This is a genomic window from Chitinophaga nivalis, assembly GCF_025989125.1.
In the GTDB taxonomy this organism is placed as follows: domain Bacteria; phylum Bacteroidota; class Bacteroidia; order Chitinophagales; family Chitinophagaceae; genus Chitinophaga; species Chitinophaga nivalis.
Window position 1 is genome coordinate 6,414,218 of sequence record NZ_JAPDNR010000001.1, and the last position, 13,990, is coordinate 6,428,207.

Genomic DNA, 13,990 nt, shown 5'->3' on the forward strand with positions numbered 1-13,990 from the left:
AAACTAACCTTTAAATGATGAATGCCTTTACCTCTTCCATACTTAATGTACCTTCCCGGTATAACTCCAGTGCAGCAGACAATTCCGTTTCAATACTCCTTGTTGCAGGCGTCGGATCTGTTACCGGCACATTTGTTTTACTACGTTCTACCTGCGCCGCCAATGCGGCTATCGTGCTATATATCAGCAGTTCCCGCCGGGAAATCTTCACGCCTGTCTGCCGGTCTATCGCGCGTAAAAGTTTGGTTGCCAGTAAAGAGGTCACACCATAAGCCGTCATATCTTCTTCCAGGGGGAGCTGAGCAGGCAAACACCCTAATGCCGTTGCAATAAATTCCTGTATAAATTGTTGGGTAGCCGGTGCTGAAACAACAGCCGGTATCGCAACCGGTAAGGGAGTTACATCGGCTGTAGGCAGCCAATAGCTATTGCGTTCAAACGGATAGGCCGGTAAGGTGATGGGCGTTCTTTTATGACTGGTATTAACTGCGGCCAGGCTCACCTTTCCGCCCCGTACCCAATGCTGCGCCAGCTGGTGCAGATCTTTTCCCTGTATATCAGCGGGGAGCTCTCCTTCCTCTACAACACCGGTATACACCTGTCCATTATTCGGTTGCGGCGCTCCCGACAGATAGGCTGCCAGGGCCGTCAACAATGCCGTGCGGTTATCCGCGAGGATCGCTAACCGGTGAGAAAGGGCCACCTTGGTTTGTTGCAGGGCATAGGCAATGTCCGGCAAAGCATGATTGGTTTGCTGTTGCAGAAAATCCTTCATCTGCCTCACCACTACGTTTAGTCTTTCTGCTGTTTTAGCAGAGAAAACAAATAACTGTGTCTGCTGATCATCAGCTGACAAAGCCACTGCAGGCGCTACCGGCGTAATATATTCTTCCAGTATCAGGTGTGCATTGGCACCACCAGCCGCATAGGAGCTGATTGTAGCACGCCGGGGCAAAACCACGGTTGCTCCGGCTACAACAGCTTTCTTTTCTTCCCAAGGGGTAAGTGATCTCTGTAAGTAAAAATATCCGTTGGTTAAATCTATATCCGGATTCATGGTACCCCGTAATAAAGAAGGGACCAGTTGCCGGTGATACAATTGTAATATTACTTTTGTCAGTTGCGCCATACCCGAAGCGGCTTCCGCATGTCCCATGTTCGATTTCACCGCCCCTATCGGACAGCGGAAATGCGCGTCTGCATGCGATTTATAGAACCGGTTCAATGCGGTCAACTCAATGGCATCGCCCAGCGGCGCGCCATTTGCGGATGCTTCCACATATCCGATTGTATCCGGCCGCACCCCGCTCGCCGCAAAGTTTTCTTCCATAAGTTTTATCTGTGCATGCATACCCGGCGACAGGAAAGCGCCGGCTTTTCCGCTATGGTTAAGCGAACAGCCGCGAATTACCGCCAGAATATGATCCCCGTCTGCACGGGCCTTATCCAGCCGTTTTAATAAAACGGCGCCCACGCCTTCCGCCGGAATATAGCCGTCGCCGTTACCAAAGCTTCTGCTATCGGCACTACTGGCTGCCAGTTCCTGCTGAGTAAGCCCCAGGTATTTGCCCGGATGTATGGAAAGGTTTACCCCTCCTGCTACCGCCATCGCTATGGTATTGTTGCGGAGGGCTTCACAAGCAGCATGTATGGCCGACAAACTGGAAGAACACATACTATCGATCGCCATACTGGGACCTTGTAAGTCGAAAAAGTGCGACACCCGGTTAGCAATGGCACTAAAAGTATATAAAGAGGCTTCCGCCGCCTTGCTGACATCCGCATTAAAATAAGGGTACTGCTGATACATGGCACCTACGTATACGCCTACACGTGATGCATACCTATCGCGTATATCCGCCGGCGTATATCCCGACCCTTCAAACAGCTGCCACACCGATTCCAGAAACAACCGCTGCATAGGATCCATGATGGTAGCTTCCCGTGGAGCAATATTGAAAAATGCAGGATCAAATTTATCTACATCATCTATAAAACCACCCCAGTAACAATAGTCCTTGTTAAAATTACCGGACACCTGTTCATACCAGCTATCATCCCATCGCGCTGCCGGAACAGGCGTCACACAGTCTTTACCCGCTTTCAGGTTTTCCCAGAACGCGGCGATATCCATCGCTCCCGGGTAACGTCCTGCCACGGCAATGATGGCAATATCTGCTGTGCCGGTTGCAGCCACCGGCGACGGCTGTACGGAATCAGCAGCAGGCGGGGCAACAGGAACCGGGGTATCTTTATCACCCGGCACCTTATCATAAGACGTCTGTAAAAAATCTGCCAGCGTTGATATATTGGTATATTCAAATAATAAAGTAGGGGAAAGCGTATGATCCAACTGCTTTCCGATCTCCCGGATTACTTCCAGCATCTGTGGTGAATCCAGACCCAGTTCATAGAAATCTTGCTTTACGGCAATATTTGCTACTGGTTTTCCCAACCTGGCCGCAATAGTTGTTTTCAAAAAAGACTGCCAGGAAATGTCTGGCTGCAGCACCTGCGGTACCGGTGCCAGGATACCCGCCCGTACCTGTTTACAAACAAATCCTTTTAATACGCCTGTTTTTTCGCCCTGACCGTTAAAAAACTCCAGCGTCATATTTATCAGCTCCGGCTTACGTATGCCAGCTTCGTAGTGACATCGCACCCAACACTCCTCTTGCAGGCTGGCGGAGATATAAAACTCCTCGAAAGACAACGGCAGAAACAAGGCAGCGGACTCCTGCTGCTGATGTAATAAGCCCAGCACCGCCATCCCGCTGCCATCTATCAGTATAGGATTACAGATAAATGCAGCATTCAGTTCCTTCATAGCAGCCGCCGTTTTTATATGCATCCAGGCAGTACCTGTTTGATCATATACCATGCCTTCCGCTCTCATATAGCTGCTATGTACCAGCCCACGCATACTAAAGTAATCATAGGTGGCCGACAGATCACGGGCATGATACTGCGATATGGCTGCGATATCAATTTTCTCCTGATAAATGACTGTCTGAATATGCATCTCTGCTGTCAGGTATAACAAAGGCGCCTCTTCCGGCTGCCCGTTACCGGTTATCTGAATATCCCACCGCCCCGGTTTTTCCTCCCGGCAGCTGATATGCAGTTGTACGGCTTTTTCAGCTGTCACCATCAAAGGCCGGTAAACAGACAAATGACGGATGCCATATTGCGTATAGTCATAACCGTTTTCCCGGAACAACTGATAGATTATATCGATATAAGCCAGCCCCGGCAATATATACTGACCCTGTACGCAATGATGCTGTACAAAAGGATTATCAATGCTTATCAGTAAAAAATCTTCCATCAGAATTTCAACATTTTACTTTTCCAGATACTCGTTGCTTTACTTGTAGCATTTACCTGCGCAGGTATATGCTGTTCCGTGATACGCACTCCTTTTATAGCGGCTGGCTGCCGGTTTAATACCGGTGGCAGCAGGGGAGCACGTTTTATGGTGTAAGCTGTAGCCAGCGTGCCGGCTGCTGATAAGATCACATGCGCATTGGTACCGCCATCTGCAAAACTGCTCAGGGCTACCGTATCGGTTGTTAAGGGAGATAACTGACGATTCAGCCGGAAAGGCGATGCCGCCATATCAAAATGCTGCAAGCCCTGCTGACCTGACAGGAAAGGAGCTTCCTGTCTGTGCTCCAGCATCAGCAATAGTTTTATAAACCCTGCAATACCTTCTGCACAAAGCGGATGACCAATATTCGGTTTAACAGATCCGACACCACAGGAAGCACTTCCCCGTGCGCCATACACCGCCATCATCGCTTTCAGCTCCAACAGGTCGGTAATTTCCGAGCCGGAACCATTGGCTTCTATGTAACCGATATCACCGGCCACTTTACCACTCCGCGCCAACGCCTGTTCCATCACAGTTTGTTGCGCCTGCATATTAGGGGTAGCAGGACCGGCTGTTTTACCGTCATTGTTGACAGCAATACCATTGATCACCGCATAAATTTTGTCACCATCCGCCATCGCCTGGGATACTTTTTTCAGCAACACCATACCCGCACCTTCTCCCAGTACCACACCTGCAGCACGCTGATCGAAGATGTGGAATACGCCATCGGTACTCAGCAGATTCCGTTGCAAAAACAACTGGTGGGCGAGATCTGTACTGAGCAGGTTCACACCTCCTACCAATGCGCCGGTAATCTCTCCGCTTCTCAATGCCTGTACAGCCAGATTCATACTCACGAGGGCAGATGAACAGGCCGTATCTACCACCAGACTCGGGCCCCGGAAGTCAAAGAACCGGGAGATATTGGTGGCCAGGTAATTGGGGCCCACTGTTACTATCGGATTTTTGGCGGCCGACAGTAAAGCGGCACCCGGATGATGCTGACTACGCCCACCGATATACACGCCCATTGCAGCGCCTTTCAAAGCTTCTTTTTCATAGCCTGCATGATAGCAGGCAGACAAACATTCTTCCATCAGCAACAGCGCCTGCGGATCCATTGCCCGCACATCTTCTTCCGGCAGTGAAAAGTAAGCCGCATCAAAATGCCCTAAACGGTTGATCAATCCTGCATGAAAATTATTTTCATAGCCCCAGCGTTCGGCCGGTACACGGCTGATAGCCGATTGTCCGGTCGATAACAGTTGCCAGTAGGCAGCGATATTATCGGCCCCCGGGAAACGACAGGAATAACCAATGACGGCAATATCATCTGCAGACACCGATGGCTGTGCCAATGGCGCTGCAGTTACGGCGGCTGTTGCCGGAGGTACCGGCGTAGCTAACGGTGTAGCGGGTACGTAGGGTACCGCTGCCGTGATGACAGGAGGAGCAATTGCGGACACTGGTATTTCCTGGCTAACGGGTATCGGCGCTGCTGCAGCTGTCGTACGCGTTTCAGCAGGTACGGCCAATGCCGCCAGTTGTTGCGGATACTGTTTCTCCAGCCACCGCGACAATGTAGCCACAGTGGTATGTTCCAGTAATACGGAAGGATCCAGTTGTTCGCCCAGCGCCCGGTTGATATGACCCAGGATCTGCGATAAAAGCACCGAGTCTACCCCATAATCCGGGAAACTCCGCTGCGTATCAAAACGATCCGGATCTATTTTCAGTTCTTTTGTAAAAATATTTGTTAACCATCCCGTAGTATTCCCGGTGGGATTTGCAGGTACAGCGGGCGGGATAAATGTAACAGGAACAGCTGTTGCTGCCGGCAATGCGGCTTCTTTTCTCAGCAGTTTTGCAGGGTGCCATTCCCCGGGCACAAATACCGCCGGCATTACCACCGGACCTATATGCTGTGCCAGCAGCTCATCCAGTAAATCCAGGCCGGTCTGATTACTGAATGCCAGCAAACCGGTACGGGTATACGCTGCATTTTTCACTTCTCCCATCCCGGTTTCTTTCCAGTTGGGCCATTGAATACTCTGCAGCAACGGACCATGACTCTGAGCAAAATAATCCATGTAGGCATTTGCCATCGCATAATCGCTTTGCCCGGAACCTAATGCAGGAATCTGTGCAGATACCGAAGAGAAAAGCAAAAAGCATTGTAACGGCTCGTGTTGCAGCGCTGCATACAATGCCTGTAAACCGGCTACCTTCGGAGAAAGTACCTGGGCAATACCCGCTACTGTTTTGCGGATAAATGCAGGCGTTTCCATATCTATCAATCCGGCGGCGTGCAATACACCACCGATCTGTTTACCACCAGCATGTACGTTTGCTACCAATGCGCCAATAGCCGCTGCGGATGTCAGGTCTACCGCTACTGCTTCCACCGTCACACCACCTGCTGTCAGCAACAACAGGCTGCGCAGCTTCGATGCATAACGGCCATCCATGGCGATGTGTTGTTCCCACTCCGACCTTGGTGGCAGCTGTTCACGCCCGGTCAGCAGTACATGCCGTACACCGTACCGGGTAATAAAATGTTGTGCACATAAATAACCGATGCCACGGGTACCACCTGTTACCACCAGCACATCTTTACCGGTAAAACGTACCGTACGCGGCGCAGCCGGTGCGGCTGTATCCAATACGCACTCATAGTATTGTCCCTCCCGGAAACAAAGTGAAGTAGCTTCCCCTTCCCATTGGAAGGCCCGGATGACAGCGGTAGCCAGCAAATCAACCGGCAGCCCTGATAACACATCCAGGTGGCAACTGCTGATATATTTATACTCCGCTCCCAGCAAACGATACAGGCCTGCATGTAAAGCACCTGTTGTTGCAGCAGCGGTATGTTTATAATTTTCCAGATCACTGGTGACACCCAGGAAACGCATGCCGCTACGCGGACCGGTTTCTATCAGGTGTTGCACCGCTTCCAACCATATCAAATCTGTATCATCGTAACCATAGCCTGTCAGGTCAATCACCCCACCGGTAGCAATAGGTAATGTTTCCACCTGCGATACTTCCGCTACGATACTATGCGCCAACTGCGCCTGAATAGCGGCTCCCAGCTCACGACCGGATGCTGTTACCAGGATCACCACCTGCTGGCTGTGCGGACGTACTTCTGTTAAAGACACCGGCACCCATTGTTTTTGCAGCAATACAGTGGCATCGGTACTGGTAACCGGACTGACAGCTGGTACCGGCTGGCGGAACCAATATCGTTCCCGTGCAAACGGATAGGTAGGTAAACTCACTCTTGACGGAAAACCAGCCGGATAAAGCAACTCCCAATCCAGGTCATATCCTTTCGTCCATAATTCCAGTAACCGGTCGTATTTACCTTTTTGTATACAGCTGTCTATGGCGGCTTTCCGGAAGTCTTCATCCTGCATCATCCACAGGCTGTCTTTATCTTCCCGGATACTGCCCCTGTAGATATCATCCTCGGCTGTTTCTCCGGACAGATAAGCTGTTAGTATCGCGATAGCGGAAGAGATATCCGTTACCAGTATACCCAGCCTTTCTTCCAGGCCTTCCCGGCCGGTTTGCAGGGTAAAGGCGATATCTGCCAGCGGTGCGGTGTTCTCTGTTTGTAAATAATGTAAAAAACGTTGTACCACCACCGTTAGCCGTTCCTGTGTACGGGCGGAAAACACCAGCAGATAAGGAGCAGATGAAGTACGCATGGGCACCGCTTTCTCAGGCATACTGTATTCTTCAATCACCAGGTGAGCATTGGAACCACCTGCACCGAAGGAAGACAACCCCGCCCGTAGCGGTAGCTCACGTGTCACGCCCTGTGCGGTTAACACCGGCCGTTTCCACGCTGCCAATGTTTGCTGCACCACAAACGGGCTATTATTAAAATCGATATGACTATTCAGTTGTTGCGAGTGCAGGGAAGGTACCAGCTGCCGGTGTTGCAGCTGCAACAGGATCTTTGTTAATCCCGCAATACCGGCTGCACTCTCACAGTGGCCAATGTTGGATTTCGCCGAACCAATGGCACAGAATTGTTTGGCGGCGGTAAAGGCTTCAAAGGCTTTCTTCAAACCTGTGATCTCTATCGGATCACCCAGCGAGGTACCCGTACCATGTGCTTCTATGTAACTGATGGTAGCCGGATCTATACCGGATCTGCGGAAAGCATGACCGATCACACCCGCCTGCGCAATAGGATTGGGCACCGTATAACCATTGGTTTTACCACCATGGTTTACTACGCTGCTTTTAATCACGCCATAGATATGATCACCATCTGCCACTGCCTTACTCAGCGGTTTTAACAAAACCGCGCCGACACCTTCGCCCGGTACATAACCATCGCCGCCTTCTCCAAAGCTTTCACAGCGCCCTTTACTGGATACAAAACGCCCCTGACTGAGAAAAATATATTTATTAGGATGTACCGATACATTCACCCCGCCGGCAAGTGCCAGCTCGCAATCGCCCTGCTGTATACTCTGACAGGCAATGTGTATGGCGGTCAGCGAAGAAGAACACATGGTATCTACCGCCATGCTGGGACCATGAAAATTGCAGTAGTAAGATACCCGGTTGGCAATGGAGGAAGCAATCCCCCATAGAGCCTGTTGCTGCTCTGCTACAAACGGCGGAATAGCATACAGCTGATATTCACTATACATCACCCCTGTAAAGACGCCTACATTTCCTACCGCGTTGCTGCCGGTATAACGGTTCAACCGCTCACGGGTATAACCGGCATCTTCCAGCGTTGCCATTGCACATTCCAGGAACAGGCGTTCCTGCGGGTCCATTGTTTCAGCCTCCCTGGGCGAGATATTAAAATACAACGGATCAAATGCATCCACATCACTGATAAAACCACCCCACTTGCTGTAGGATTTCCCCGCACGGGTTTTATCCGGATCATAGAAGCGGCTGTAATCCCATCTTTCCACAGGTATTTCAGTAATACTGTCTTTCCCTGCCTGCAGGTTCTTCCAGAATGCGCCTATATCATCTGCGCCCGGATATTTACCGGCCAACCCGATAATAGCGATATCCATCTCTCCTGCCGGATGCCTGTTTTCTGCATTTTGCAGCTCTTTTTCCGGCACTTCCGGGATTACCGACACGGGAGGAGGCGCCACCGCCGTTACGGCATTTTGGGGCAGTTTAAGCGCAGTTTCTGTTACCGCAGGTTGCTGTCCGGCCCCCGGATACAGCAAAGCCGTTAACCGGTTCCGGTGTTCTGCCACAAAGTATCCTGCCAGCTCTTTTATATTCAGGTATTCAAAGAATAATGTTCTGGAAAGTGGTCCGAAGACATTTTCCAGCTGATTGGTTAACTGTACCACCATCACAGAATCAATACCGTAGTTTTCCATCGGGCTTTCCGCTTCTATTCTGTTGGGGTTTACCTTCAGTACTTTCGACAACAATTTCTTCAGGTATAAAATTGTCTGTGGCTGCAGCTCTTCCTCATTGGCAACGGCTGCTGCTACAACAGGAGCTGCTGCAGGTATTACCGTAACCGGAGGTATGCTTACACTGATCACCTCCTGCAGGGCAGCCGTCATTTCGCGGATCGTCTCATAACGATACAACCACTGACTGTTCAGCGTCAGCTCATAGGTGCTGTTCAGGTTATCTACCAGCTTTGTCAACGCGATCCTATCCAGGCCATATTCCAGCACCGGTACGTCTACATCAATTTCTGCTGCCGGTACATTCAGCAAAGCGCCAATAGCAGTTTGCAGTTGCAGGAGGAGCGCCCTATCTGCCGGATCCGGCTCCTGGCGTGCAGGCGTAGTCGTTGCCGCCACCGGCAACAGGTGTTCCCGTATTTTCCGGCCTTCTCCTTCCAATATCATTGCCCGCTTAATATCCTGTGTCAGTAAATAATTCAAGGCCTGTAAGCCTGTAGCTACCGACATCGGCACGATCCCTTTCTTCTCTTTCATTTCCGCCATACTGGCATTATCAATCTGCATCCCTCCTTCTTTCCAAAGCGGCCAGTTGACACTGATCATATTGTGGTGACAGGAAAGACTGTTGCTGTAATCCGCATAACCATCCATAAACGCGTTCGCCATTGCATAGTCTGCCTGTCCGGCATTACCTAATGCGCCCGAAGTAGAAGAAAACAGAATAAAATAGTCCAGCGGCACTTCCCTTGTCGCCTCATCCAGGTAAACGAGTCCGTTTACCTTAGGCGCAAAAACAGTCGTTATTTCTTCCTTTGTTTTCTTGATAATAAAACTATCCCGCAGGATACCTGCCGCATGCAGTACACCATTTAATGCACCGTACCGGTGCAGTATATCCTGAATAAGCCCGGTAACAGCCGCCGCTTCACTGATGTCCGTTTCTACATAATCTATCTTTCCCGACACCTGCAATGATGCCAGCAACTGCTGCTTATGATGATCCAACGGAGAACGCCCGCAAAGAATGACAGTCGCATTTTCCGTATGGTGTAATATTTCTTTGGCAAACAATACTCCCAGGCTTCCCAAACCGCCTGTAATCAGGTATACCCCCTTATTTTTCCAGGGACTTACCACCTTATCATGAAAGGAAATTTCTTCCCAGGATAACCATTCCGGTTTGCCCTGCTGTATCCGCAGCTCTCCCGCAGGCAATGCCACACTATCTGACAGATAGCGGCTTAATGTCTGTGCATCCGTATCAGCCGGTACTTTCAATAACTGACCATGGAACAGGGGATTTTCCTGATGTGCAGTTTTCAATAACCCGGCCAGACCGGCATAGGGCGCCATGGCTACGGTATCAGGCAATACAATCTGTAAGAGGATCTTTCCGGACTTCCTCGCCTGCAGCAATTGTTGCACCTCATTAAAAACAGTAATGGCATCTGCCGTATAGCGATCGGATATCGCCCCTTCTCCCGAACCTGTTTTTTTACAGGTAACGCCCGGAAAAAAAGATGACAGCTGTGCGGCTGATACCTGCGCTGTATCCAACAGGAGTATCATTCGTTCCCTGACAGGTGTTGCCGGCATATTACCGCTACGCGATAGCTGTTGCCATACAGGTTTGAACATATGCCCAGATACCGCATCATTTCCTTTACTTTTCCGGAAGGCAACTCCCTGCATAACAATGCACGCCTCCCCGGCCTCATTGTAAAGCGAGATATCCATTGTGTGAAAATGTTCCTGCTGCCGGCGCTCTGCACTGTGTTTTACCTGCACGTGCATATGTGCTGTACAGGATTTGTACATCACCACCTCCCGGATAGCGAATGGCAGTAATAAAACAGGTACTTCCCTGCTATCCTGCAACCGCCGGCCTTCCAATAACAACAAAGCAGCCTGCAAGGCAGCATCCATGATACCCGGATGCAGCTGATACCCCATCATACCTCCAGGATGATCCTGTTTTATGACGCCGGTCAGTTGTTCCCCGTTTATTTGCAGGTGATCCAGTAAGCGGTGGGTGGGGCCATAGGAGAAGCCCATCCGGGATAACAACTCATAACAGGTTGCTGCCGGGAAGTGAAGCGGAGCCGCAGCTGCAGACAAAGGCCAGGCAGGACTGATATCCGGCAGCTGCCTGCTGATAGTAGCCTGTCCGTGGTTCATTTGCTGACCGTTCCCATCATCGGTATATACTTCACAGTTAATGGTGTCGTTATCCTGCGGCAATAATTTCGTATATACCTGCCGCGAGTCTGTAACCAGTAAAGGACGTGTCCAGGCTACATTTTTAATGGCTATAGGCATTACTGTATCCTGATAGCCCCATGCATATTGTGCGGCATATCTCATCATCTCCAGGTAGGCTACTGCGGGCAGTACGGCCTGTCCGTTGACGACATGATCTTTCAGAAAAGGCTCCTGCCCGTCGAAACCGGAGCGGTATTGCCAGGCAGAAAAATCAGTAATATTTTCATGTATCAGCGGGTGTAACCATTTACTGGTTCCCATATCTGCGCTGGTTTCATCCGGATCTTCATCACTGACCCAGTGATACTCTTTTTCAAACGGATAGGAAGGTAATGGCAATAATACCACCTCCTCCTCATAGAGCTGCCTCCAGGCTGCATCTCCCTGCTGCACATATAGTTCCGCCAGCATTTTCAGCGAGGCAAGCCGGTCGGCTGCATCAGATAATACCGGTAGCTTTTGTAAAATATTATCAGCCACCTCTTGTAACAGTAACTGGCTGGATGTTTTTTTCTCCGGCGCTTTACCTGTCCAGTAGTCATTTCGTTTATCCGGTGCCGTATGTAGTATCTCCAGCAGATTGGCTACATCCGTGGCGATGAAAGCCGACCTGTAATCGAAATGCGTGCGTCCCAGCAATAAAGTAGCGCTGATATCCTGGAGCGATACTGCGGTATGCTGGCCGGCGACCCATTGCAACAGTTCCTGTTCTTTCCGTGCCAGTGCCTCTGGTGTTTTGGCAGATAAAAAAACCGGATAGCTGGTATGTTTATCCACTATAGCCGGACTGGGAACAGACGGCCACACTTCTTCCAGTACTACGTGTGCATTGGTACCACCAAATCCGAATGAGCTTACCCCAGCCCTTCTGGGCAGGGTATGTCCATTTTCATCGGTTATACGTTTCCATTCCTGTTGTGCGGCCAGTATATAAAAAGGAGTATTCTCCAGGGAGATGCGGGGGTTTAGTTTTTTAAAGTGATGCTGTCCCGGTAAGGTGCCGTACTTCATGCTCAGCAGCACTTTAATGACGCCTGCCACGCCTGCGGCTGACTCCAGGTGACCAATATTGGCCTTGACAGAACCTAATGCGCAGAATGGCTGTGTATGGGTTGCACCAGGCATCAGGGAGGCAAAAGCATTACTCAGGCCCCCAAACTCAATAGGGTCGCCTTTGGGCGTACCGGTACCATGCGCTTCGATATAAGTAATGGTAGCAGGATCTACTCCTGCTTTTCTGATAGCACCGGCAATCACTGCTGATTGTGCGTCCTGTCCCGGATAGGTTAAAGTGTAATTTTTTCCACCATGATTAACCGCACTTCCTTTCAACACACCATATATATGGTTACCATCTGCCAATGCTTTATCCAATGGTTTCAGCAGCAACAGCCCTGCACCTTCACTTCTTACATACCCATCTGCACTTTCATCAAAAGATTTGCAGGAACCGGTGGGTGATAACATGCCGGTTTTGGAAAACGAAATATGCCGGGTAGGTGTCAGAATAAGATTGATACCACCCGCCAGTGCCATTTCACATTCATTCAGCTGCAGGGATTGTATCGCCAGGTGAATCGCATGTAAAGAGCTGGAGCAGGCCGTATCTACCGGCACACTGGGGCCTCTGAAATTATAATAGTAGGAAATTCTGTTGGGGATAATAGCAGCAGCCGTACCCGTTGCATGGTGTGCTTCGATGCTGTTTCCTTCTTTTTTCTCCTGAATTTCTTTATAATCAAAATTAAAAATACCCGTATATACACCAACGTTAGTACCACTGTAGCGGGCAGGTTGTAATCCGGCATCTTCAAAGCAGGCCCAGGAAAGTTCCAGCATGATACGCTGCTGCGGGTCCATGGCTTCCGCTTCTTTACCTGATAAAGAGAAGAAGGCTGCATCAAATGTGGTTACATCGTCGATAAATCCACCCCATTTACTGTTGCTTTTATTCTTTTCTGTCAGTGGGTTTCCTGTATAATCCCGCCAGTTCCATCTGGACATAGGCACATCTGTAATACAGGATTTACAGGCAATAAGGTTCTGCCAATATGCTTCATAATTCTTTGCGCCGGGGAAACGGCAAGCCATCCCAATAACAGCAATATCTTTGATCGCAGTTTTCATAGTACAACAATTAAAGCATTCAAGTTCCCGGAGCTATGTCCAAACAGACTTGCTTCACTGATAATAAAATAGGTGTATAGCATAGATGGTACATTCAGGACGTAAGTCCCGGCAATAACGGATACGAATAAACGGATATAACTTTCGGCATTCAAATAGTATAGCAATAGAAATTCCACTCCCACCTGTCTTCACAGGTACGATTCATACTTTAAGGATATACTTCATAATTTTCAGGGCATACAACACCACATTACTCCCTATGTATCATAAGGAATATCGACAGTAGCTTGCTTGATAAACAGTTACAATATATCAGTTGCGGGCATGCAATTTTTTTCTGGTTCCATAACAATTCCGGTAATCAATTTGGGCAATGCAGTTCACTATCAGATAATGATTAGTCAAAAAAACAGCTCCTCAGCACCAGGGTTATCCTGTTGGCCCCCTATCTACCATCACTGCGCTGACTAAACATATCAACTTAAAACAATAAATAACAGGACTAAACGCTGGGGTCAAAGCTTCATGCAATCTTCATAAGCAAATATGAATCCTCCGATTATTTACCTGTTGACAGTAGGGAAAAACATTAATTAACTTCAATACGATAACGTTGGGCCACACAATATTTTTTCACTTTCCACGATTATTTTTGAGCATTACGAAGATATGCATTCTCCGATACATTATTCATTAAAATTTTACCAAAATTTCCATGTCTATGCATGCATACAACGGAAATATTTTTAAAACTATCTGCACCTCTAAATTAAAAATCCTTTACAGACAACACTTTCAAAGC

General features: G+C 49.2%; 2 protein-coding genes. Both read right to left on the minus strand.

The window, feature by feature from the left end; translation table 11 throughout:
• Positions 1 to 10: 10 nt before the first annotated feature.
• Positions 11 to 3,328, minus strand: coding sequence for a beta-ketoacyl synthase N-terminal-like domain-containing protein (locus OL444_RS23460; protein ID WP_264729403.1), 3,318 nt, complete (start codon positions 3,326 to 3,328; stop codon positions 11 to 13).
• Complete coding sequence (locus OL444_RS23465) at positions 3,328 to 13,185, minus strand: SDR family NAD(P)-dependent oxidoreductase (RefSeq protein ID WP_264729402.1); 9,858 nt, start codon at positions 13,183 to 13,185, stop codon at positions 3,328 to 3,330. Before OL444_RS23465 ends, OL444_RS23460 begins: the two co-directional genes overlap by 1 nt.
• Positions 13,186 to 13,990 lie beyond the last annotated feature (805 nt).

What these genes read in the sequence shown, in the direction of transcription:
- OL444_RS23465 (WP_264729402.1), bottom strand. Translation starts at nt 13,185, where the DNA reads ATGAAAACTGCGATCAAAGATATTGCTGTTATTGGGATGGCTTGCCGT.
- OL444_RS23460 (WP_264729403.1), bottom strand. Translation starts at nt 3,328, where the DNA reads ATGGAAGATTTTTTACTGATAAGCATTGATAATCCTTTTGTACAGCAT.